21 protein-coding genes are annotated in these 23,492 nt (G+C 73.5%); 3 read left to right on the top strand and 18 right to left on the bottom strand.

All coding sequences use genetic code 11. The features are described from left to right. Nucleotides 1-15: 15 nt before the first annotated feature. From mgtA to K7472_RS30470, 10 genes are all read right to left on the bottom strand, one after another. Complete coding sequence (gene mgtA, locus K7472_RS30515; protein ID WP_308014160.1) at nt 16-2,592, bottom strand: magnesium-translocating P-type ATPase; 2,577 nt, start codon at nt 2,590-2,592, stop codon at nt 16-18. A gap of 31 nt (nt 2,593-2,623) precedes the next feature. Continuing rightward, on the bottom strand, nt 2,624-2,965 hold the full coding sequence (locus K7472_RS30510) for an ArsR/SmtB family transcription factor (RefSeq protein ID WP_372458136.1): 342 nt from the start codon (nt 2,963-2,965) through the stop codon (nt 2,624-2,626). Between the two features lie 41 nt (nt 2,966-3,006). After that, nucleotides 3,007-4,614: a helix-turn-helix domain-containing protein gene (locus K7472_RS30505; protein ID WP_222982220.1), complete on the bottom strand. Its 1,608-nt coding sequence runs from the start codon at nt 4,612-4,614 to the stop codon at nt 3,007-3,009. Between the two features lie 342 nt (nt 4,615-4,956). Beyond that, nucleotides 4,957-5,958, bottom strand: coding sequence for a porphobilinogen synthase (gene hemB / locus K7472_RS30500; RefSeq protein WP_222982218.1), 1,002 nt, complete (start codon nt 5,956-5,958; stop codon nt 4,957-4,959). A 351-nt stretch (nt 5,959-6,309) separates the two neighbouring features. Further along, nucleotides 6,310-7,929 carry a bifunctional uroporphyrinogen-III C-methyltransferase/uroporphyrinogen-III synthase gene (locus tag K7472_RS30495; protein WP_222982216.1) on the bottom strand — a complete coding sequence of 540 codons (1,620 nt, stop codon included), beginning with the start codon at nt 7,927-7,929 and terminating at the stop codon, nt 6,310-6,312. Next, nucleotides 7,926-8,942, bottom strand: coding sequence for a hydroxymethylbilane synthase (gene hemC / locus K7472_RS30490; protein WP_222982214.1), 1,017 nt, complete (start codon nt 8,940-8,942; stop codon nt 7,926-7,928). The genes K7472_RS30495 and hemC overlap by 4 nt, the downstream gene beginning before the upstream one ends. Then, a complete protein-coding gene (locus K7472_RS30485; RefSeq protein WP_222982212.1) occupies nt 8,939-10,270 on the bottom strand; it encodes a glutamyl-tRNA reductase in 1,332 nt (443 codons plus the stop codon). The genes hemC and K7472_RS30485 overlap by 4 nt, the downstream gene beginning before the upstream one ends. After that, nucleotides 10,267-11,016, bottom strand: a complete 750-nt coding sequence (locus K7472_RS30480; protein WP_222982210.1) for a redox-sensing transcriptional repressor Rex — start codon at nt 11,014-11,016, stop codon at nt 10,267-10,269. The genes K7472_RS30485 and K7472_RS30480 overlap by 4 nt, the downstream gene beginning before the upstream one ends. Nucleotides 11,017-11,147: 131 nt before the next feature. After that, nucleotides 11,148-11,822 carry a 3'-5' exonuclease gene (locus tag K7472_RS30475; RefSeq protein WP_308014159.1) on the bottom strand — a complete coding sequence of 225 codons (675 nt, stop codon included), beginning with the start codon at nt 11,820-11,822 and terminating at the stop codon, nt 11,148-11,150. Between the two features lie 156 nt (nt 11,823-11,978). Next, a complete protein-coding gene (locus K7472_RS30470) occupies nt 11,979-12,266 on the bottom strand; it encodes a glutaredoxin family protein (RefSeq protein WP_222982208.1) in 288 nt (95 codons plus the stop codon). Nucleotides 12,267-12,396: 130 nt separating this feature from the next. Between K7472_RS30470 and K7472_RS30465 the strand changes: the two genes are divergently transcribed. From K7472_RS30465 to K7472_RS30455, 3 genes are all read left to right on the top strand, one after another. Continuing rightward, nucleotides 12,397-13,344 carry an HAD family hydrolase gene (locus K7472_RS30465; protein WP_222982206.1) on the top strand — a complete coding sequence of 316 codons (948 nt, stop codon included), beginning with the start codon at nt 12,397-12,399 and terminating at the stop codon, nt 13,342-13,344. Between the two features lie 359 nt (nt 13,345-13,703). After that, a complete protein-coding gene (locus tag K7472_RS30460; protein ID WP_222982204.1) occupies nt 13,704-14,528 on the top strand; it encodes an ECF subfamily RNA polymerase sigma factor, BldN family in 825 nt (274 codons plus the stop codon). A 265-nt stretch (nt 14,529-14,793) separates the two neighbouring features. Next, nucleotides 14,794-16,047 carry a DUF5667 domain-containing protein gene (locus K7472_RS30455; RefSeq protein ID WP_222982203.1) on the top strand — a complete coding sequence of 418 codons (1,254 nt, stop codon included), beginning with the start codon at nt 14,794-14,796 and terminating at the stop codon, nt 16,045-16,047. Between the two features lie 45 nt (nt 16,048-16,092). Here the strand turns inward: K7472_RS30455 and K7472_RS30450 are convergent, their stop codons facing one another. From K7472_RS30450 to K7472_RS30415, 8 genes are all read right to left on the bottom strand, one after another. After that, a complete protein-coding gene (locus K7472_RS30450) occupies nt 16,093-17,376 on the bottom strand; it encodes a lysophospholipid acyltransferase family protein (protein ID WP_222982202.1) in 1,284 nt (427 codons plus the stop codon). Nucleotides 17,377-17,429: 53 nt separating this feature from the next. Continuing rightward, nucleotides 17,430-18,470: an NAD-dependent epimerase/dehydratase family protein gene (locus K7472_RS30445; protein WP_222982201.1), complete on the bottom strand. Its 1,041-nt coding sequence runs from the start codon at nt 18,468-18,470 to the stop codon at nt 17,430-17,432. Between the two features lie 288 nt (nt 18,471-18,758). Then, the gene (locus K7472_RS30440) at nt 18,759-18,857 is read right to left on the bottom strand and encodes a 30S ribosomal protein bS22 (RefSeq protein WP_003948845.1); all 99 of its coding nucleotides are present in this window, start codon (nt 18,855-18,857) and stop codon (nt 18,759-18,761) included. A gap of 135 nt (nt 18,858-18,992) precedes the next feature. After that, a complete protein-coding gene (locus K7472_RS30435; protein WP_109447514.1) occupies nt 18,993-19,202 on the bottom strand; it encodes a helix-turn-helix domain-containing protein in 210 nt (69 codons plus the stop codon). Between the two features lie 129 nt (nt 19,203-19,331). Next, entirely contained in the window at nt 19,332-20,147 is an 816-nt protein-coding gene (locus K7472_RS30430; RefSeq protein WP_222982200.1) for a phosphatase, read from the bottom strand. A gap of 151 nt (nt 20,148-20,298) precedes the next feature. After that, nucleotides 20,299-21,480, bottom strand: a complete 1,182-nt coding sequence (locus tag K7472_RS30425) for an acetoin utilization protein AcuC (RefSeq protein WP_222982199.1) — start codon at nt 21,478-21,480, stop codon at nt 20,299-20,301. Beyond that, nucleotides 21,449-22,651 (bottom strand): MFS transporter, encoded by a 1,203-nt coding sequence (locus tag K7472_RS30420; RefSeq protein WP_222982198.1) that lies wholly within the window; start codon nt 22,649-22,651, stop codon nt 21,449-21,451. Before K7472_RS30420 ends, K7472_RS30425 begins: the two co-directional genes overlap by 32 nt. 115 nt (nt 22,652-22,766) lie before the next feature. Next, entirely contained in the window at nt 22,767-23,414 is a 648-nt protein-coding gene (locus K7472_RS30415) for an HAD family hydrolase (RefSeq protein WP_222982196.1), read from the bottom strand. Nucleotides 23,415-23,492: the final 78 nt, after the last annotated feature.

Here is a 23,492-nt window from a genome sequence, read left to right as displayed (position 1 = left end):
GCCCCACCGCCTGCGTCATGGGGCGTGCCGCCGCCGGGACCGGTGGCGGCACGCCAGCGCCAGGCCCGCGCCGTACGCGGCGAGGACGACGGCCAGCAACCCGTAGTACAGCGGCGGCAGCGCGCGCAGCCGTAGCGGCGCGGCGAGCGGGCTGAGCGGCAGCAGCAGCCCGATGGCGGCGAGCGCGGCCACCGCGATCCGCAGCGGCCTCGGCAACGCGGTCCGCTCCCCCGGCCCCGTTCCCCCGCCCGTCCCCGCTCCCGTTCCCCACGCGGAACCGGACCGCAGCATCACCATGATCATTGCCTGGGTGATGAGGTTTTCGGTGAACCACCCTGCGTGGAAGGCGCGTTCACCCGAGGCGACGACCGCGAGGACGCCGAACGTCGCGAGGTCGGCCGCCGCGTTGAACACCCCGTAGAGCGTGACGAAGCGGGTGAACGCCTCCGGCCGCAGCCGCGCGGGGCGTCGCAGTACCGAGGGGCCGGGGCGGTCGTAGGCGAACGCGAGTTGGGCCGCGTCGAAGCAGAGGTTCTGCGCGAGGACCTGCGCGGGCAGCATCGGCAGGAACGGCAGCAGCACGCCCGCGACCAGCATCGAGATGACGTTGCCGAGGTTGGAGGAGACGGCGACGCGCAGGTAGGTGGCGATGTTGCCGGTGGCGCGGCGGCCCGCGGCGACCGCCGTGCCGATGGAGGTCAGGTCCTTGGCGGCCAGCACGACGTCCGCCGCCGCGCGGGCCGCGTCGGCGCCGTCACGGGGGCTCACGCCGACGTCGGCGGCGCGCAGCGCGGGCAGGTCGTTGACGCCGTCGCCGAGGTAGCCGGCGACCCGGCCCGCCCGGCGCAGCGCGTCCACCACGCGGGCCTTGTGCGCGGGCGTGCAGCGGGCGAACAGGATCGCGCGGGAGGCGAGTTCGGCGAGCGCCTCGTCGTCGAGGGTGTCGACGCGGTCTCCGGTCAGGACCCGGGCGCAGGCGGCATCGGGGACGTCCCACGCGCCCGGGCCGAGGTCCAGGCCCAGGTCCCGGCAGACGCGGGCGGCCGTGCCGGGGTGGTCGCCGGTGAGGACCTTGACCTCCACCCCGGCGGCGGTGAGCGCGGCGAGGGCGGCGCGGGCGCCCGGTGCGGTCTCGTCGCGCAGGGCCACCAGCCCGTGCGGGGTCAGCCCGCGTTCATCGGCGGAGGTGAACGGGCGTCCCCGGGACGGGCGTTCGGCGGTGGCCACCGCCAGCACCCGCAGGCCACCGCCCGCGAGCGCGTCGGCCCTGCGGCGCAGCGCCTCGCGTTCCGGTTCGTCCACGGCGCACCGCGCGAGGACGTCCTCCACCGCGCCCTTGACGACCAGCATCCGTGTGCCGGGCCGGTCGGGCCTCGCGAGCACCACGGTGGACAGGCGGCGCGCGGGCGTGAACGGCAGGACGTCCACGCAGGAATGGCCGGGCGACAACGGCTCGGGGACGTCCGACGGGTGGGCGAGCAACGCCTCGTCCACGGCGTCGAGGCCCAGCCCGTCCGAGCCGTCCAGCAGCCACCGGCTGCCCAGCGCCGCCCACGCCACCGCGTCCCGGTCACCGGCCGCCGCGTCGACCACGAGGGTGCCGCAGGTGAGGGTGCCGGTCTTGTCGGTGCACAGCACGTCCATCGCGCCCAGGTCGTGCAGCGCGGGCAGCCGCTTGACGATCACGCCGTCGTCGTGGGCCAGGTCGCGCGCGCCGCGCACGAACGCGGCGGTCACCACGACCGGCAGCATCTCCGGGGTGAGGCCCACCGCGACCGCCACGGCGAACGGCAGCGTCTCCCAGCCCCGGCCGCGCACAGCCGCGTTGACGGCCAGCACGACCGGAACGGCCAGCGCCATGATGCGCACCAGCGTCCACGACACCCCGTTGACGGCCCGGCCGAACGCGGTGGTGCGGCGCCGCGGCGGCTCGCCGGTGGCGGCCAGCACCGTCCCCGCGCCGGTGGCGGTGACCACGCCGGACGCGGTGCCCGAGGCCACGTCGCTGCCCGCGAAGCACAGCCGCCCGTCGTCGTCCGCCGCGTCCGGCGACTTGGGCACCGGCGCCGACTCGCCGGTGAGCGCGGCCTGGTGGACGGTGAAGCCGCGCGAGCGCAGCAGCCGCACGTCCGCCGGGACCACGTCTCCGGGCGCGAGCTGCACCACGTCGCCGGGCACGATCTCCTCGACCGGCACCTCGCGGGCGAGCGGCGCGCAGGACTCGGTGGCCCGGCGCCGCACGGTCGCCGTCGACGGCACCAGCCGCCCCAGCGCCGCCGCGGCCCGGTCGGCGCGCATCTCGCCCCACGCGCGCAGCACGCAACTGACGCCCACCAGCACGAGGATGACCCCGGCCGTGCCCCAGGCCCGGTCCAGCGCGGAGACCACGCCGAGCCCGAACAGCACACCGGTGAACGGATCACGCGCCGCCCGCAGCAGCCGCGGCGCCCACCCGGGGGCGGGCAGCGGGCGCACCACGTTCTCCCCGGCCCACGCCAGCCGTTCCGCGGCCTCGCCCTCGGTCAGCCCGCGCGGCCGGGAGCCGAGCCCCCGCAGGACACCGACGACTGACGCCCCGGCCCGTTCGTTCACCCGCACCACGCTACTTGCGTGACACGGGGGCTCACGCGCCCAGCCCGCGCACCCGCTCGCGCGCGGTGAGCTGGCCGACCATGAGGCGGACGATGGTGACGACGTCGGGGTCGTCGACGTAGTAGACCTGCCGGCGGCCCTCACGCCGGGAGCGCACCAGACCGGCCAGCTTCAGCTTGGCCAGATGCTGGCTGACCGCGGGCAGCGCGCCGCCCACCCGCTCCGCGAGACCGCTGACGTCGCACTCGCCGCGCGAGAGCACCCACACGATGTGCAGCCGGGCGGGCGAGGCGAGCAGGCCGAACGCGGCGGCGGCCTCCTGGAGCACCTCGGCGGGAGGGTCGTCGAAGCGCGTGGCGTCGCCAGCCACCAGTCGTCCTCCCGTCGGCGAAGGGGCCCTGCGAGGGCCCAAGTCTACGCGTCGGCCAGGCCCGGGGGACGTCGTTGGGCCAGCCCCGGCAGCGCCTCGGTCAGCGGCCGCACCTGCTCCTCCAGGCTGGCCGAACGGATCCGCGCGGCGATCTGAAGGGCCTGCCCGGCCGTCTCGTACGCGCCCTGCGGATCGCCCAGCCGCAGCCGCGCCTGCGCGGACCTCGCCAGCGCCAGGCCGCGCGCCCGCGACCGCCCGGACCCGAGGCGTTCGGCCGCGAGGTCCAGCAGGGTCGCGGCCTCCCGGTGGTCGCCGAGGTCGAGGTGGCAACTGCCCGCCTGCGCCTGGATGTCGCCCTCGCTCAGCGGCAGCAGCCACTGCGGCTCCTCGGTGCCGCGGCCGCGCACGCACAGTTCGGCGGCGAGCCCCATCGCGCGCAGCGCCTCACGCCGACGCCCCAGCCGGGCGTGCCCGCGCGCCTCCCAGGTCAGCAACGCGGCGTGCAGCGCGGGGGCGTCGTACTCCCGGGTGCCCTCGCGAGCCGCCCTGGCCAGGTCCACCGTCGCCACCGGCTGCCCGGTGCGGCAGGCGCCCACCGCGAGCCCCAGCAGCACGCCCGCGCCGACCCGGGCGTCGTCGGCGACGTGCGCCACGCGCAGCGCGGCCAGCAGCAGCCGCATCGAGGCGGCGACCGGGCGGCCGGACTCCACCTGGAACCACGCGGCCAGCCGGGCGGCGTCGGCGGCCGTGGCGGCCAGCTCCCGCCCGGTGTCCGCGTCGTAGCTGCCGCCGCGCAACAGGCCGACGACGACGCCCAGATGGGCGGTCGCGGCGGGCGCGAGGCTGCCGCCGCCGTGCTCGTCGTCCATGCCGCGCAGCACGTCCGTGGTGGCCCGCAGCCGCTCCGACAGCCCCGGCGCGACCTCGGCGCCCGCGCCGTCGCGGCGGGCGGCGTCGCACGGCCCGGCGGTCGCCCAGCGGTGCGCGTAACCGGTCAGCTCCGGCAGCCTCGGCACGGCGGCGCAGGCCACGCCCGAGGTCAGCGCGGCGGCGGCGTCGGCGAGCGCGGCGACCGCGTGCCCGGCGGTCCACGGCGACTCCGCGTCCGAGCGGCGTGAGTCCAACTCCGTGACCGAGGACGTGCGTTGCGCGGGCAGCGACACCGTGCCGCGCGGCGGCGGGGCGAGCGAGGCGGAACGCGGTACGGCGGCGGCCGGTGCGGTCCTGGGCACCGGGCGGCGGCGCGGGACGCGGACCAGATCGGCGGGGACGGCGAGCCCGTCGAGGAAGTCGACGATGCGGTCGATGCTGGTCAGGCGGCGGGCCCCGGACTCCAGCATGGACAGGAACCCCTGGCTCAGGCCGGTCAGCTGGGCCACGTCCTCCTGCCGGATCGACCCGCGCTGCCGGACCAGGCGGGAGACCTGGCCGAAGTTCCAGGCCGCCAGCGCCTCGCGGATCTCCGGGTCGGACCACACCCGGGCGGGCACCCTCGGCGTCTCGTCGGCGGGCGGCAGCGCGGCACGGGTGCAGGCACCGCACGTCTCGTCGGTGTTGTACGCGCTGAGCACACAGCCGCAGCGAGCGCACCGGCGGCCCTGGGCCGTCACCGGCCCGCCGACCGGGGCGGGCGACTTCGCCGTCGTGGTCATCGGGATGCGCTCCTCCAGCTCGGACACGGCCAGCTAAGGCACGACGTGGAGACATGAGTCCGGGGCACCCGCGTACGCCTGACTCCACGTCATGCGCATTGCCCGCCGAACACCCTTACAACTCCCGTACTTTAAAGGGGAGTTGACCGCACACGTTAACGGGGTGGCTGAATATGCGCCCTCCATACGCCTGCCCGGGGGCCGAATCCGCCAACGTCGTCCCGGCGAACGCCCGCGACGGAACGCGGAAACCCGGCAACGACAGAGGGCGGGCACCGCACGAGCACGGCCGTGTGCCGTCTCGTCGATGACCCGCCCACCTGTGCAAGCGTCAAGAACCGGTCAGTCGGAACGCAGACGCTCCGCGACCTCGGTCGCCCAGTACGTCAGCACCATGCCCGCCCCGGCACGCCGCGCGCCCACGAGCATCTCCATGATCATCCGGTCCCGGTCCACCCAGCCGTTGGCCGCCGCGGCCTCCACCATCGCGTACTCGCCCGACACCTGGTAGGCAGCCACCGGCACGTCCACCGCGTCGGCGACCTGCCGCAGGATGTCGAGGTACGGCAACGCGGGCTTGACCATCACCATGTCCGCGCCCTCGGCCAGGTCCAGCGCCAGCTCCCGCAGGGATTCGCGAGCATTGGCCGGATCCTGCTGGTACGTCTTGCGGTCGCCCTTCAGCGACGAGTCGACCGCCTCACGGAACGGTCCGAAGAACGCGGAGGCGTACTTGGCGGTGTACGCGAGGATCGACACGTCCTGGTGCCCGGCGCCGTCCAGCGCGTCACGGACCACCCGCACCTGGCCGTCCATCATGCCGCTGGGGCCGACCACGTCGACGCCCGCCGCGGCCTGCACCCGGGCCATCTCCGCGTACCGCTCCAGCGTCGCGTCGTTGTCCACGCGGCCGGCCGCGTCCAGCACGCCGCAGTGGCCGTGGTCGGTGAACTCGTCCAGACACAGGTCGGACATGACGACCAGCGCGTCACCGGTCTCCGCCTTCACGTCCCGGATGGCGACCTGAAGGATCCCTTCGGGGTCCGTGCCGCCCGATCCGGTCGCGTCCTTGTGCCGCGGCACGCCGAACAGCATGATGCCGCCGACCCCGGCGGCGGCCGCCTCGGCGGCGGCCTTGCGCAGGCTGTCACGGGTGTGCTGGAACACTCCCGGCATCGAGGAGACCGGCTGCGGCTCCTTGATCCCCTCACGCAGGAACGCGGGAAGGATCAGGTCGGCCGGGTGCAGGCGCGTCTCCGCGACCATCCGCCGCATAGCGGGGGTCGTCCGCAGGCGACGCGGACGCTCGATCGGCACGAGGGGCCCGCCGTCTTCGTAGGTCATCGTGCGGCTTCTCCTTCTCCCTGCTGTTCGGCTACCCGCCGAGCCACTGACTGTTGTCTCCCGGCTGCCGGCTCGGTGGGGGCCGGTCGCGCAGTTCCCCGCGCCCCTGACGGGGCCGAGGCGATCGCGCGAGTTCGAAAAGGGGCTCATGCGATCGCGTGAGGGGAAAGGGGCGCGGGGAACTGCGCGCTCGGCCCCTGCCGGCCGGTGGTCCTGGAACCACCGTAACCCTCACGGCGAGTGGCCATCCGCCGGTCCGTCGTGGCCGGTCGCGCAGTTCCTCGCGCCCCTTGCGGGGCTCATGCGATCGCGTGAGCTGGAAAGGGGCGCGGCGCCCCTTTCGGGCCGCGCTCAGCCTCGGGCTCGCCTGCGGGAGCCGGGGCGGCGTTCGCTGGGGCGGGTTACCGGGTCGCCCGCCTCCAGGGCCGCGGCCCTGCGGGAGCGGCCGAAGTCCGCCAGGGCTTCGGCCAGCGCGTGGACCGACGGCTCCGGCGCCATCACGTCGACCCGCAGCCCGTGCTCCTCCGCCGTCTTCGCCGTCGCGGGACCGATGCACGCGATGACGGTCACGTTGTGCGGCTTTCCGGCGATGCCGACAAGATTCCGTACCGTGCTCGACGAAGTGAACAGCACCGCGTCGAACCCGCCGCCCTTGATCGCCTCCCGCGTCTCGGCCGGCGGCGGCGACGCCCGCACCGTGCGGTACGCGGTGACGTCGTCCACCTCCCAGCCCAGCTCGATCAGGCCCGCCACCAGCGTCTCGGTGGCGATGTCCGCGCGCGGCAGGAACACCCGGTCGATCGGGTCGAAGACCGGGTCGTACGGCGGCCAGTCCTCCAGCAGCCCGGCCGCCGACTGCTCGCCGGACGGCACGAGGTCGGGCTTGACGCCGAACTCGATCAGCGACTTCGCGGTCGACTCGCCGACCGCCGCGACCTTTATCCCCGCGAACGCGCGGGCGTCCAGGCCGTACTCCTCGAACTTCTCGCGGACCGCCTTGACCGCGTTGACCGAGGTGAACGCGATCCACTCGTAGCGGCCGGTGACCAGGCCCTTGACCGCGCGTTCCATCTGCTGCGGGGTGCGCGGCGGCTCCACCGCGATGGTCGGCACCTCGTGCGGCACGGCGCCGCAGGAGCGCAGCTGCTCCGACAGCGACGCGGCCTGCTCCTTGGTGCGCGGCACCAGCACCCGCCAGCCGAACAGCGGCTTGGTCTCGAACCAGGAGAGCTGGCCGGGCTCACCGGCCGCCCGCTCGCCCACCACGGCTATCGCCGCCTGGCCGGGCTCCGCCGCGGGCAGCGCCCGGGCCGCCTTCAGCTCGGCCGCGATCGTCGACAGGGTCGCGTTCCAGGTGCGCTGCCGGGTCGTGGTGCCCGCCACCGTGACGGTGAGGGTGGTGTCCGGCTTGCGGCCCGCGGCGATCAGCTCGCTCGCGGTGGCCGCCACCGACTCCAGCGTGGTGGAGACCACCAGCGTGGCATCGGAGGAACCCGCCTCGGTCCAGCAACGGGTGTCCGCGGTCGCGGCGTCGATGAACCGCACGTCCTGCCCGATCGGCACGCCCGCGTACGCCGGCACGCCCACCGCGGTCGCGACGCCCGGCACCACCTCGAACGGGATGCCGGCCTGCGCGCAGGCGAGCATCTCCTCGGCGGCGCCGCCGTCCAGGCCGGGGTCGCCCGCCACGGCACGCACCACCCGCTTGCCGTTGCTCGCGGACGCCATGACAAGCTTGGAGGCATGCGCGGCGGCGCCCACGGCGCCGTCCAGCGCCGCGAGTTCGGGTGCCTCCGCGGCGGCCCGCGCGTGCACGCGCACCACGTCGAGCACCCGGGGGTCGGCGACCAGGACATCCGCGTCGGCCAGCGCCTCGACGGCGCGCAGTGTCAGCAGCCCGGGATCCCCGGGTCCGGCACCGAGGAAGGTGACGTGCCCCTGGACGGGCTTGTGCGTGGCGGTGGGGCTCAAAGTGCTCGCTCCCCCATCAGACCGGCCGCGCCCTTGGCCAGCATCTCCTCGGCGAGTTCGCGGCCCAGGGCCACCGCCTCGTCGTGGGATGCCGGAAGGCCGCCGGTGGCGGACATCTGCATCAGCGTGGTGCCGTCGGTCGTGCCGACGACCCCCCGCAGACGCAGCTCGGTTACTTGGTGCGCGCCGGACCCGTGGGTGCTGGGCTCGGCGAGCGCGCCCACAGGGGCGGAACAGCCGGCTTCCAGGGCGGCGAGCAGGGATCGCTCCGCGGTCACGGCGGCCCGGGTCGCCGGGTCGTCGAGCCGCGCGAGCGCGTCGGCCAGCGCGGTGTCGCGCGCAGCGCACTCCACGGCCAGGGCGCCCTGGCCGGGCGCGGGCAGGACGGCGTCGGTGTCGATGAACTCGGTCACCGGCTCCAGCCGCCCGATCCGGGTCAGTCCCGCCGCGGCCAGCACCACGGCGTCCAGCTCACCGGAGGTGACGTACCCGACCCGGGTGTCGATGTTGCCGCGGATCGCGACGGTCTCGATACGGCGGCCCAACTGCCGCGCCCAGGCGTTCAGCTGGGCCATCCGGCGCGGCGAGCCGGTGCCGACCCGCGCGCCGTCGGGCAGTTCCTCGAAGGTCAGCCCGTCGCGGGCGACCAGCACGTCGCGCGGGTCCTCGCGGCGCGGGACCGCGGCCAGCGTCAGGCCCTCGGGCGCGGCGGTCGGCAGGTCCTTCAGGGAGTGCACGGCGAAGTCCACGTCCCCGGCGAGCAGCGCGTCGCGCAGCGCGGAGACGAACACACCGGTGCCGCCGATCTGCGCCAGCGCCTCACGCGAGGTGTCGCCGTACGTGGTGATCTCGACCAGCTCGACGGACCGGCCGGTCAACTCCCGCACCGCGTCGGCCACCTGGCCGGACTGGGCCATGGCGAGCTTGCTGCGACGGGTACCGAGCCGCAGTGGTGCCGCGCCCTCCCGTCGCCCGCCACCGCCCTCGACGGAGGCGCTCCGCGCCGCGGTCATGATGTTCCTCGATTCGGGTCGTTCGGGCCCACGGTGTCCGCGCGGCTGACCGCTGCGACCGCTTGCGGGTCGAGGTCGAACAGTTCGCGCAGCGCGTCGGCGTACCCGGCGCCGCCGGGCTCGCCCGCGAGCTGTTTGGCCCGCACGGTGGGCGCGTGCAGGAGCTTGTCGACGACGCGGCGCACGGTCTGGGTGACCTCCGCGCGCGACCGGTCGTCCAGGTCGGGAAGGCGCCCGTCCAGGCGGGCGAGTTCCGCGCTGACCACGTCGGCGGCCATGGTGCGCAGCGCGACGACGGTCGGCGTGATGCGCTCGGCCCGCAGGGCGGCACCGAACGCCTCGACCTCCGACGAGACGATACGCCGTACCGCGTCCACGTCGGCGGCCATCGGCGCGTCGGCGGAGGCGGCGGCCAGGTCCTCGATGTCGACGAGGTGGACGCCGGGCAGGTCGTGCACCGCGCCGTCCACGTCACGCGGCATGGCCAGGTCCAGCAGGCCGAGCGGCGCGGCGTCCGGCGCCCGCTCGGGCAGTACGGCGGCGACCGCGTCCCGGTCGAGCACCAGGCCGGTCGCCCCGGTACACGACACGACGACGTCGGCGCGGACCAGCTCGCGGCTGACGTCCGCGAACGGCACCGCCCGCCCGCCGAGCTGCGCGGCGAGTCGCTCGGCGCGCTCCAGGGTGCGGTTGGCGACCACCAGGTCGGCCACGCCGGAACGCGACAGCGTGGTGGCGGCGAGCGAGGACATCGAGCCCGCGCCGACCACCAGGGCGCGCTTGCCCGGCAGTTGGCCGATCCCGGCGGTGAGCCGGTCCAGGCCGAAGGTGACCAGCGACTGGCCCGCCTTGTCGATCCCGGTCTCGCTGTGCGCCCGCTTGCCGACCCGAAGGGCCCGCTGGAACAGGTCGTTGAGGCCGCGGCCCGCGGTGTGCAGCTCCTGGCCGAGGCTGAGCGCGTCCTTGATCTGGCCGAGGATCTGGCCCTCGCCGACCACCATCGAGTCCAGGCCGCAGGCCACCGAGAACAGGTGGTGGACCGCCCGGTCCTCGTAGTGCACGTACAGGTGCTCGGTCAGCTCGTCCAGGCCGACACCGCTGTGCAGCGACAGCAACGTGGACAGCTCGGCGACGCCGGCGTGGAACTTGTCCACCTCCGCGTACAGCTCGATGCGGTTGCAGGTGCCCAGCACGGCGGCCTCGGTGGCCGGTTCCGCGGCGAGGGTGTCCTGGAGCAGCTTGGCCTTGGCGTCCTCGGTCAGCGCGGCACGCTCCAGCACCGTCACCGGAGCGCTGCGATGACTCAGGCCGACGACGAGAAGACTCATACAGGCATCACGGCGGGAACGTCCCCGTCCGATCCTGGGCGCTTGACGGCCTTGCGGGCGGTGGCGACCGCCTCGCCCAGTTCCTCGCCCGCCTTGCGCTGCTCGTGGAAGGCGAGGATCTGCAGCTCGATCGACAGGTCGACCTTGCGCACGTCCACCCCGTCCGGCACGGACAGCACGGTGGGCGCGAAGTTGAGGATGGAGGTGACCCCGGCGGCCACCAGCCGGTCGCAGACCTCCTGCGCGGCACCGGCCGGGGTGGCGATCACGCCGATCGACACCAGGTTGTCCGCGATGATCGATTCCAGCTCGTCGGTGTGGCGGATCGGCAGCCCCGCGACCATCTTCCCGGCCTGCGCCGCGTCGGCGTCTATCAGCGCCGCGACCCGGAAGCCGCGCGAGGCGAACCCGCCGTAATTGGCCAGCGCCGCGCCCAGGTTGCCGATGCCGACGATGACGACCGGCCAGTCCTGGGTCAGGCCCAGTTCGCGGGAGATCTGGTAGACGAGGTACTCGACGTCGTAGCCGACGCCACGGGTGCCGTAGGAGCCGAGGTAGCTGAAGTCCTTGCGCAGCTTGGCGGAGTTGACGCCCGCCGCGGTGGCGAGTTCCTCGGAGGAGACCGTGGGTACGGACCGCTCGGACAGAGCGGTGAGCGCCCGCAGGTACAGCGGAAGCCTGGCGACGGTGGCCTCGGGAATCCCTCGGCTCCGGGTCGCCGGTCGGTGAGTTCGGCCAGTTGCCACGATGCTCCTGCGGGTAGAGCTGGGCTGCGGACGCACGCCTTCCCTGGCGTGGCCCTGTACTCGCCAGGCTATGTCTTTGTGAACGCGTGCACAAAGATGGTGTCCGATTTGCCCCCGCGAAGTGATGGGCATCACGCGCCCCCGTGACGACCGGAGGAAACCATTCGGCGGTCTCGTTCGTCCCCGTTTCCGGCGGCCGCGAAGGGGCTGAAACCGGCCCGCCGGGCTATCCAGCGGGCACCCTCGCCCGTCATATGCGCCGACGCGGGCCACGGCACCGCGGCGGCCTCCGCCAGCTCCCCGCGGTCCTGCGGAGCGCACCGGGCGAACAGCTGACCCGAGGCGCGGGCGTCGCCCAGCGCGGTGTGCGCGGCCCAGCCGGATATCCCCGCCGCGCGGGCGCAGGCGCGCAGGCTCAGCCCGTAAGGGGCGCCGAAGGACTCCTCCGCCAGCCGCATCGTGCACACCGTGGGGACGTCCGGCATCACGATCCCGGCACGGTCGAACTCGGCGGCGAGGAAGGCGCGGTCGCAGCCCACGTTGTGGCCGACCAGGACCCGGCCGCGCAGCAGGGCGGCCAGGCGCGCGGCGATGCCGCCGAAGCGGGGGGCGGGCAGCAGGTGGTGCTGCTCGATGCCGTGGATGTGGGTCGGGCCGACCGGGCCCTCGGGGTCGATCAGGGTGCTGTACTCGCCCTGGACGCGGCGCTCGTCGTCCAGCTGGACGACGGCGACCTCGACGACGCGGTGCCTGCGCGAGCTGGATCCGGTGGCCTCGACGTCGACCACCGCGTAGCCGGGAAGCACCCGTTCACCGTCCTTGCGTATGCCCCCAGCCCGAACAAAACGCCTCGATGGTAGTCGAAGGCAACCGAATGCGCGACCAGAAGGAGAACCCGGGAAAGACGGCGGAAGACCCCCCGAAGACGCCCGTATGGCCGCCTTGTGGCCGCAGGCCCGGGCTCAGGCCCCGAGCGCCTTGCGCAGGCGCCGTTCGTCCACGCGCCAGAAGTCGTGCTGTTCGCCGTCGATCAGGACGACCGGGATCTGCTCCCAGTACACGCGGAACAGCTCCTCGTCGCGCGTGATGTCCCGCTCCTCCACCGTCGCGCCCACCTCGGACGCGACCTTCGTCACGATCGCGCGGGCGTCGTCGCACAGGTGGCAGTCCGGCTTGCCGATCAGCGTCACGACGCGGTCGGCGGGGTTCTTGGCGGCGCTGCGGCCGAACAGAGGGCTCACGCCCGCCATTCTCCCCCGCCCCGCCCCCGCGCGGCGTCCCGCCCGCCCGCGCACCGCGTCACACCCGGGACCTGAAGAGTTCACGTCAGGGCGCGACGCCCGTCCCTGGCCGGTCGAACGCAATGGCTATGCTCGCCCTATGCCCGCTCTTGGATGGCTCACCGCGCGGCGCCGTTCCGCGAGTCCGCGCAGCGTGCTGGCCGGGGAGGCCGCCGCCGAGGCCGCTCTCGCGGTGCGCGAGGAGGCGGCGCCCGCCGAGGCCGCCGACGCGCGCGAGGCGGAGGAGGAGCGGGAGCCCCGCTTCCCCGTCGCCGGGGACCCCAGGGCCGCCGCGTTCTTCGACCTCGACAACACCGTGATGCAGGGCGCGGCCATCTTCCACTTCGGCCGCGGCCTGTACAAGCGCAAGTTCTTCCACAAGCGCGACCTGCTGCGCTTCGCCTGGCAGCAGACCTGGTTCCGGTTGGCCGGCACCGAGGACCCGGGACACATGGAGGACGTGCGCAACAGCGCGCTGTCCATCGTCAAGGGCCACCGCGTCGAGGAACTGATGGCCATCGGCGAGGAGGTCTACGACGAGTACATGGCGGGCAAGATCTGGCCCGGCACCCGCGCGCTCGCCCAGGCCCACCTGGACGCGGGCCAGCCGGTGTGGCTGGTGACCGCCGCCCCGGTCGAGACCGCCACCATCATCGCCCGCCGCCTCGGCCTGACCGGCGCGCTGGGCACCGTCGCCGAGTCGGTCGGCGGCGTCTACACCGGCCGCCTGGTCGGCGAACCGCTGCACGGGCCCGCCAAGGCCGAGGCGGTCAAGGCGCTGGCCGCCGCGCGCGGCCTCGACCTGGCCCGCTGCGCCGCCTACAGCGACTCCGCCAACGACATCCCGATGCTGTCGCTGGTCGGTCATCCGTACGCGATCAATCCTGACAGCGCGTTGCGCAAGCACGCCCGTGAACACGACTGGCGGCTGCGGGACTACCGCACCGGCCGCAAGGCGGCCCGCATCGGCCTCCCGGCGGCGGCCGGCGTGGGCGCGGTGGCGGGCGGCGCGGTGGCCGCCGCAGCCATACAGCGCCGCAGGCGGTAGCCGGTTCGACGCCCGCCCACGCGCGGTGCGAACGGCCGCGTCCACACTGCCCGCGCGCGCATTCCCCGTCCCGTACCCCGGCGCGGCCCGCGCCACTCCCCGGGCGACCACATCGGCACAACACGCCCTGGTTCCGGACATTCCACGCGCCCAAACGGTCAACTTCCGCCGTCGACCACGTACTTGATCGGTCGTCAATGCGATACGGAACGAGCGCATCCGGCTAATTCGGCAACTCGGTGTAGCGTCGTCTGTACGAAGCGTTATTCTCCTCAGACGCACACCGGTACCCACGCGTCCCTACGGCGGGTGAACGGTTCCGTACTGATCGTGATGGAAGTCCTGCATCTGGGAGTCCCGTGTACCCACTCGTCGGGGTTGACGCCTCGGGCCTGACCGCACTGCGGGCACAGGTTGCCGACCGCCTGCGCCAGGTCCTCCCCGTGTACGCAGTCCCCGCGTACGCCGTCCCCGCAACCGCCTTCGCCATGGCCGCCGGCGGCACCTCCGCCGTCGGCAGACCAGCCCCTCGCGCCTCCCGCCACGGCGGCCCGGCGCAGCGCACCGGCACCCGCGCCCCCGGGACCCGCTCCCCCGGCGCCGGCGCCTCCTCGCGGCGTCCGCCCGCCGACAGCGACAGCCTGCGGATGATGGAGCTGGTCGAACGCGCCCAGGCCGGCGAGACGGAGGCGTTCGGCCGCCTCTACGACCACTACAACGACACCGTCTACCGGTACATCTACTACCGGGTCGGCGGTAAGGCCACGGCCGAGGACCTCACCAGCGAGACGTTCCTGCGGGCACTGCGCAGGATCGGCACGTTCACCTGGCAGGGGCGGGACTTCGGCGCCTGGCTGGTCACGATCGCGCGCAACCTGGTCGCGGACCACTTCAAGTCGAGCAGGTTCCGGCTGGAAGTGACCACCGGCGAGATGCTCGACGCCAACGAGGTCGAGCGCAGCCCGGAGGACTCGGTGCTGGAGCACCTGTCCAACGAGAGCCTGCTCCAGGCCGTCAAGAAGCTCAACCCGCAGCAGCAGGAGTGCGTGACCCTGCGCTTCCTGCAAGGTCTGTCGGTCGCCGAGACCGCGCGGATCATGGGCAAGAACGAGGGCGCGATCAAGACCCTCCAGTACCGCGCCGTCCGCACCCTGGCCCGCCTGCTGCCGGAAGACGCCCGCTGACCGCAGGCGAACCCGTCCGCCGACCGTCCCGGCGGGTCCGCCGACGCCCCGAACTCCCCACCGCATAACGGAATTTCTGCATGTACCGGTCACATCATCAGTGCCGCGTAACCCGCGTGCCACGACGCTCGTTGCATGGAGTGCGGACTCCCCGTGGCCGCACGACGCCTCGCCCCACTCACTCGATCGAGTGGTCACACGCACCGTGCGCAACCCTCCGGGTGCCCGCGGGAGTCGAAGGTGATGACGAGAGGAGGTGCCGCCCGTGATCGGACAAGCAACGGCGCACCGGCGGGCGAACGCCTTCGCCCAGGGCCTGGAGTCCATGGAGTCGGCGGGTACGCGGCCGGCGGGCGAGCGGGAGCCCGCCGATGACCACCCGGCGCACGCCGCGGACCGGCATGCCGACCCCCAGCAGGGTCGGCTGCTCGCCGTGGCCCGGGCCGTCACGGCCGTGCCGAAGCCGCAGATGGACGCCGAGACCAAGACGGTGCAGCGCGCCCAGCTGATCGCGGCCATGGAGGCGGCGCTCGCCGACGGCTCCCTGGAGACCGCGGGCCGGGTGCCCGAGCAGCGCGCGGACGCGGCGTCCAGGGCCGGCGCCCACCGGGACCTGGGGCGGCTGCGGCCGCGCACCCGCTGGTCCCGGCGGCTGGCGGCGGGCGGTCTGGCGGTCGGCGTGACCGCGGGCGCGTTCACCGGCGTCGCCGCCGCCAGCACCAACGCGCTGCCCGGCGACACGCTCTACGGCCTCAAGCGCGGCATGGAGGACCTGCGCCTCGGCATGGCGGGCGACGACGACGCGCGCGGCCAGGTGCTGCTGGACATGGCCTCCACGCGGATGCAGGAGGCCCGCCGCCTGATGGAGCGCGGGCGTTCCGGACCGCTGGACGCCGAGTCGGTGCGCGAGGTGCGCGGCGCGCTGCTCGGTATGCACAACGAGGCGGCCGAGGGCCACCAGCTGCTCAGCGCCGCCTACAGGCGGGACGGCTCGCTCGCCCCCATCGAGGCGCTCAACGCGTTCCAGCAGCAGCACGGCGTGGCCTGGGGCCAGATGCGCAAGCACCTGCCGTCCCAGCTGACCGGCGTCGGCGACCAGGTGACCTCGGTCTTCGCCGCCATACAGCGCGAGGTCGCGCCGCTGCGCCACCTGCTGCCCGCCACCTCGGGAGCCGTCCACCACGACACCCGGGACGGCGGCGGCCCCGAGGGCACCGCGCCCGGCGACAGCGGCCACGAGCCGTCCGGGGTGAGCGGCACCCCGTCCGCCGCTCAGGGGCACACCGCGCACGGCAAGGGCAGCGCGGCGCCGTCCGCGTCGACCACCTCGGGCCAGGGCCTGATCGGCGGCAACACCGGCGGCCTGCTCAACCCGGCCCCGACGAGCGGCAGTCAGCCCCCCGCCTCCGGCGGTTCCGGCGGTGGCGACGGCAAGTCGCAGCCCGGTGTCACCGTGCCGCCGCTCCTGCCCGGCCTGCTGCCGGGCCTGGGCATCAGCGGCGGGGACGACAGCAAGTAGTCCGCAGGCGGCGGCCGGCCCGCCCGTTGGTGCGTCGCCGCTCGGTCAGAAGAACACCGAGCGGCGGCGCACCAGCAGTTTGTAGAGCGTGTGCTGAATCGTTTCCCGCACCTGGTCGGTCAGGTTGAAGACCAGCATCGGGTCGTCCGCGGCCTCCGGCGCGTAGCCGTCGGTGGGGATCGGCTCGCCGAACTGGATCGTCCACTTCGTCGGCAGCGGCACCAGCCCCAGCGGCCCCAGCCACGGGAACGTGGGCGTCACCGGGAAGTACGGGAAGCCCAGCAGCCGGGCCAGGATCTTCGCGTCCCCGACCATCGGGTAGATCTCCTCCGCGCCCACGATCGAGCACGGCACGATCGGCACCCCGGTGCGCAGCGCGGTCGAGACGAAGCCGCCGCGCCCGAACCGCTGGAGCTTGTACCGCTCGGAGAACGGCTTGCCCAGCCCCTTGAAGCCCTCCGGCATCACCCCGACCACCTCGCCGCGTTCCAGCAGCAGTTGGGCGTCCTCGGCGCAGGCCAGGGTGTGTCCGGCCTTGCGCGCCAGCTCGTTGACGAGCGGCAGCACGAAGACCAGGTCGGCCGCGAGCAGCCGCAGATGGCGTCCAGCGGGGTGGTGGTCGTGCACCGCGACCTGCGCCATCAGCGCGTCCAGCGGCAGCGTCCCGGAGTGGTTGCCGACGACCAGCGCGCCGCCCTCGGACGGGATGTTCTCCACGCCCTTCACCTCGACCCGGAAGTACGAGTCGAACAGCGGCCGCAGCAGCGACATCAGGACCTGGTCGGTCAGTTCCTCGTCGAAGCCGAACTCGTCGACCTCGTAGTCGCCGGTGATCCGCCGGCGCAGGAACGACAGCCCGCCCGCGACCCGGCGGTCCCAGCGGCCGCCCAGCACGCGGTCGGCGGCCCCGGCGACCGCGTCGGTGAGGGCACCGGCGACCGCGCCGAGCGCGGCAGCGGGGGAGGCGCCTCCCGGCTCGTCGTGGGCCCGGACGGAAGCGTCGCCGACACCGCCGTCGGCGTCTCCCTGTCCCGCCGACCCGGCGTCGGCGACGGCGGTGTCCTCGCGTGCGGCGTCTTCACGCGCCGCGTCCTCACGGGTCCCGTCGTCGCGCGAAACGTCGTCGCGCGAAACGTCGTCGCGCGAACTGCCGTCGCGCGAACTGCCGTCGCGTGACGCGTCGTCGCGTGGCGCCGCCTCGTCCGTGCGGACCGCCGCCAGGCCCGGGCGGCCGGTGGACCTGCCCCGGGGACGCCCGCCGCCTCCCGCTCGCGCACCACGCCGAGCGCGGGTGTCCTCGTCGAGTGGGATGACCTTGGCGTCCGCCATGGTGCGGCTCCTCCCGGTAGAACGCTTGAGGGTGCTGGAATTCTCGGCGGTGCTCATGCCTCGTGCGGCAGCGCCGCGGCGATCCGGTCGACGGTCCGGGCCAGCCGGTCGGGCGGCAGGAGCCCGGGGCCCCGGCACGCCGCGAAGTCCTCGAACGTGCCCGCGGTGGTGTACCGCGGGGTGAATCCGAGCGTCTCACGCATCTGCGTGGTGTCCACCACCCGCCCGTGCGTCAGCAGCCTGATCTGCTCGCGCGAGAAGTCGGTCACCCCGACCCCGCGCAGCGCGGCGCCCACCCAGCGCACCGCGGGCAGCAGCACCGGCACGGTCGGCTTGCCCAGCCGCCGCGCGGTCTGCGACAGCAACAGCACACCGTCGCCCGCGACGTTGAACGTGCCGCTGTTGAGGGTGCCGCGCTCCGCCTCGCGGGAGGCGACCCGCAGCACGTCGAGCACGTCGTCCTCGTGGACGAACTGCAACCGCGGGTCGTAGCCGAGGACGGTCGGCAGCACGGGCAGCGAGAAGTACTCCGCCAGCGGCGAGTCGGCGCTCGGCCCCAGGATGTTGGCGAACCGCAGCACCGCCACCGCCACGTCGGGCCGCCGCCGGGCGAACCCGCGCACGTACCCCTCGACCTCGACGGCGTCCTTGGCGAAGCCGCCGCCGGGCAGCGACTTGGGCTGGGTGGTCTCCCGGAAGACCGCCGGGTCGCGCGGGGCGGACCCGTAGACCGAGGTGGTCGACTTCACCACCAGCCGCCGCACGCTCGGCGCCTTCTGGCAGGCGCCGAGCAGCTGCATGGTGCCGATGACGTTGGTCTCCTTGACCAGCGCCCGCCCGCCCCTGGAGCGGCCGAGCGGCATGCCGGTCACGTCCAGGTGGACGACGGTGTCGACCGCGTGCTCGGCGAGCACCTTGGCGATCATCGGCTGCCGGATGTCGGCCCGTACGAACTCCGCGTCGCCGATGGGATGTTCCGGCGGCACGGAGTCCACCCCGATCACCCGGTCCACGCCAGGCTCGCGCTGGACGCTCCGGATGAACCGGCCGCTCAGCCGCCGAGCCACTCCCGTGACGAGCACGACGTTGCCCAAGGTCGAAGCCTTCCTTCTCACCTGGCTGTTCGAGCCACCGTTACGCCACCGTATCGGTTCGATATTGCGCTGTGGTGTCAGGGGAACGCGGGACGTGACAGACGATGTACGCCAAGTGTCGGCGCGGTGGCCCCCCGCGCACCACACCGGACGCGGGTGTTTCGGCCACGAACCGGCCCCGATACACCGCTGCCCCCGGATCACCGTCGTATGACCGACGGTGATCCGGGGGCAGAGGAGAGCCGACGAACGGCTCGCTAACGCATGGCGCTCGGTGGGCGCGCGGCCTTACTTCTTGTTACGGCGCTGCACACGCGTGCGCTTGAGCAGCTTGCGGTGCTTCTTCTTGGCCATGCGCTTGCGGCGCTTCTTGATGACAGAGCCCACGACTACCCTCGCTCACGATTGGAATCACTCGGTGCGGGGCGTCCGAGCCCACACGACCTACGTCGGCCAAGACTACCCGCCCGATCGCGGCGGAGGTAATCCGGGGTGACGCCAGGCCGTCGGCGCGGGTGAACTCTAAGCCGATTCCACCCCCACGTAGGACTCCCTGAGGTAGTCGTGGACGGCCTTCTCGGGCACGCGGAAGGACCTGCCCACCCGGATCGCCGGCAGATGACCGCTGTGCACCAGCCGGTACACGGTCATCTTGGAGACGCGCATCACTGCGGCCACTTCGGCCACGGTCAGGAACTGGATCTGGCCGAGAGAACTTTCGTCAGTCGCCATGACAACACCTGAACCTTCCGCACATGACGGTCACCGGCTTCCCCTCCGGCGACTCGGGCACTCACGTGCGCTCTACACCAGACTAGGTGCGGGTGAGGCAAGTGGGGAAGAGGAGTACCGTTCGGTTGCCTACTGTGACAGACACGCTCGATTGAGTACATAGCGAGTAAGCGGTCGGTAGTAATCGGACCGCACAGCGTCATCAAGCGGAACGGCGACCGCCACCCGCCCCTCCGCCTCACCGACGAAGAGCGCCGGATCGTTGACGTCCGCCAGCCCGATCGCCTCGACCCCCAACTGACCTGCCCCGCAGACCCAGCCGTGGTCCCCGATCACCAGTCCGGGCAACGGTCCCTCGCTCTCCGCGGCGGCCGCCAGCGCCGCCCGGACCGGCAGCGGCGAGTGGCTGTGCGCCCCCGGGCCGCTCCCGTTCGCGCCGCCGTCCGCCGGGCGCACCACAGCCACGCCGTGCAGGTAGTCCAGGGTGTGGGTACGTAGCCCGAATCGGGTCGAGATGTCGATACATCGACCGTACGCGGGAGTGAGCACCGGACAGCCCGCCGCCGACAGCGCCCCCGCCAACACGGCGTAGAACCCCAGGAGTCGCTGCGGGTGCCCGGTCCCCAGCAGCACCGGCAACCGCTCCCGCGCGGCCGCCCCGATCCGCACCGCGAACGCGTCCAGCGCCGCCACCGTACGGTCCGGGTCGATGAACTCCTGCCCGGTGACGCGGAACGGATCCGGCGAGTTGCCGCAGCGCTCCGACATCAGCCGTAACAACCCGTCCCGGGTCCAGCGCCCCCGCGGATCGAGGCCGATGAGGTAGCGGGGATCGCGCTGGGCGAACAACTGGTAGCTGCGCAGGCTCGACTCCCGAGCCGTGGCCACCGGCCCGGCGAGCCGGGCGGCCAGCAGATGCGCGCGCAGGGCGCAGGCACTCACCATGTCCCGATGCTGACCCATGCGCGGCGGGACTACGCCGACATGTCGCCAAATCCCCCTCTTTCGAGGGTCTTTCGGACCATCCGCACATGCTGCCGGACGGCATCAGGACGCGGGAGCGGAGACCGCTCGCGTCGGCAGTCCGCGGGAGGGCCTAGGCCAGCAGCCCGTGCGACGGGAAGACCGCCCGCCGGGTCGCCAGGATCGCCTGGTCCAGGCGGTCGGCCGGGTCGTAGCCCTCGTCGAAGTCCCGCCAGCGCGGCGTGCGTCCGTCCGTCATGCGCAGCGGCGCGCTCTGCCGCGCCCTGCGGTAGACCTCGTGCCGCCACTCCTGCGGCGTCTCGGTCTCCGGCGCGATCGGCGCGCCGGCCGCCAGCGCCACCAGGTGCGTCCAGGTACGCGGCACGACGTCCACCACCGCGTACCCGCCGCCGCCCAGCGCGACCCAGCGGCCGTCCGCGTGCTCGTGCGCCAGCTCGTGACAGGCCTCGGCCACCGCGCGTTGCGCGTCCAGGCTCACCGCCAGGTGCGCGAGCGGGTCCTCGAAGTGGGTGTCCGCGCCGTGCTGCGTGACCAGGACCTCGGGGCGGAACGCGGCCAGCAGCTGCGGCACCACCGCGTGGAACGCCCGCAGCCACCCCTCGTCCCCGGTCCCGGCGGGCAGCGCCACGTTGACCGCGCCGCCCTCCGCCGCCTCGCCGCCGGTCTCCTCCGGCCAGCCGGTCTGCGGGAAGAGGGTGCGCGGGTGCTCGTGCAACGAGATCGTCAGCACCCGCGGGTCGTCCCAGAACGCGGCCTGCACACCGTCGCCGTGGTGGACGTCCACGTCCACGTACGCGACCCGCCGCGCGCCCAGCTCCAGCAGCCGGGCGATGGCCAGCGCCGGGTCGTTGTAGACGCAGAAGCCGGAGGCCGCGCCGGGCATCGCGTGGTGCAGGCCGCCCGCGAAGTTGACCGCGTGCTCCACCTCGCCGTGCCACACCGCCTCGGCCGCGCCCACCGACTGGCCCGCGATCAGCGCGGACACCTCGTGCATACCCGCGAACGCCGGGTCGTCCTCGGTGCCCAGGCCGTAGCCGCCGTCCGCGCTCTTCGGATCGGCCGAGGCCCGCCGCACCGCGTCGATGTAGTCCGGGCGGTGCACCAGGCGCAACGTCGACTCGCCGGCCGCCCGCGCCGCCACCACCGGCACCCGTCCCGGCCCGGAACCGGTCAGCTCGAACGCCTCGACCAGCGCTCTGGTCAGCGCCAGCCGCACCGGGTCCATCGGGTGGCCGGACCCGAAGTCGTAGCCCGTGACCGCCTCATCCCACATCAACCGCGCGCGCCCGCTCATGCCCGACACCGTATCGGTCCGTTTTGCCACCGAACGAACGGGCGTACAGCAGTGTCGCCAGCACCAGCACCATCGGCACCAGCATCGCGCCCCGGTAGCTCCACGCGTCGCCTAGCCCGCCGACCAGCGGCGATCCCACCAGGAACCCGACGTAGTTGAAGACGTTGAGCCGGGCGATCGCGGTGTCGGAGGCCTGCGGGAAGAGCCGCCCGGCCGCCGCGAACGTCTGCGGCACGATCACGCACAGCCCGAACCCCAGCACGGTGAAGCCCAGCATCCCCATCCACGGCCCGGTCGCCGCCGCCACCACCGCGAACCCGCAGGCCGCCAGCACCGACCCGAACCGCACCACCGGCGCCGGACCGAACCGCCGCACCCCGAGATCACCGACCGCCCGTCCCAGCAGCGTCGTCACCATGTAGACGTTGTACGGGACGGTCGACAGCTGCTCGGAGCTGTGCAGGATGTCCTGGAGGTACTTCGCGCTCCAGTTGGAGACCGTCGAGTCCCCGATGTACGCGAACGCCATCACGAAGCACAACGGCAGCAGCGGCCGGAACGACAGCGCGGCGGCGGCCCGTTCCTCCTCGTGCAGCGCCTCGGCCGCCTGCGGCTGCTGGTCGACGAACCACTTGCCGGCCACCACCGCGACCGGGATCAGCACGACCACGCTCGGCGCGTAGAGCGCGGCCAGCGACAGATGCCAGTGCGCCCCGACCCACGCCAGCGACGCCCCGACGATCCCGCCCAGGCTGTACGCGGCGTGGAAGCCCAGCATGATGCTGCGGCCGTACGCGCGTTGCAGGCTGACGCCGAGCATGTTCATGGAGGCGTCCAGCGCGCCCACCGTGATGCCGAACAGCGCCAGGCCCGCGGCGCACTCCCACAGCTGACTGCCCGACCCGGAGGCCAGCAGCGCCAGGCACACCACCGGCTGCACGCACCGCAGCACGATCGTCGGCCGCACCCGCTTGACCACGTGCTCGGTCGTCACGCTCCCGACCCCGGCGAGGATCGGCACGGCGGCGAGGAAGACCGGCAGCAGCGCGTTGGATATCCCGTAGCGATCCTGCAACGCGGGGATGCGCGTCACCAGGAGCGCGAAGACCGCACCCTGCACGAAGAAGCTGACGGCGAGCGATGCCCTGCCGCGCCGAAGCCGTGCGTCCACGTCCACCTCCGCGTCCCGTTGGAGGTGGAGCGTACGGGGAGGGGCGCGTTTAGGGGAGAGAGATCACGCTACTGATTGGTATCGGATGCGGGAAGGCCGGCGTGCCGGGGGCGGCTCACGTCAACAGGCCCGGCAGCTCGGAGGGGTGGCCGTACAGGGCGGTGGTGTGTGCGCCCAGGCGCTCGGGCGGTGTCATGGCGACGAAGCCGACGACGTCCATCCCCGCGGCGACGGCGGCCTGGACGCCGAGCGGGCTGTCCTCCACGACGACACAACGCTCCGGGACGACGCCCATCGAACGGGCCGCGTGCAGGAAGAGGTCGGGCGCAGGCTTGCCACGTCCGACGTCCTGCGAGCTGAACAGGCGCGCGTCGTCGAAGTACCGCGTGAGCCCGGCCGCCCGGTGCCCGACCCTGATCCGCTCATGGCTCCCGGACGACGCCACGCAGTACGGCACCCCGTCCGCGTCCAGCTTCTCCAGCACCTGCGCGATCCCGTCCACCGGCCGCAACTCCCGCTCGAACGCCTCGAAGACGCGGGTGTGGAAGACGTCGTCGAAATCCGCGGGGAGAGTGCGGCCCGACCGTTCGAGCACGACGTCGTGCACGCGGTGGAGTGCGGCACCCATGTAGTCCCGGACGGATTCCTCGTACGTGGTGGGGTGCCCGAGTTCGGTGAGGTAGCCGGCGAGTATCCGATTCGACAACGGCTCGCTGTCCACCAGCACACCGTCGTTGTCGAAGATCACGAGGTCGTAGCGCATCGCTCCACTGTAACGAGACGACGCGGTAGCGGGACAACGCAAAAAAGCCGCTGGTCTGTGACGGAAAACCGTCACAGA

It is taken from the genome of Streptantibioticus parmotrematis, from assembly GCF_019890615.1.
GTDB classification, from domain to species: domain Bacteria; phylum Actinomycetota; class Actinomycetes; order Streptomycetales; family Streptomycetaceae; genus Streptantibioticus_D; species Streptantibioticus_D parmotrematis.
Note: the sequence above shows the minus strand (reverse complement) of the source record. Positions and strands in the feature narration are given on the sequence as shown.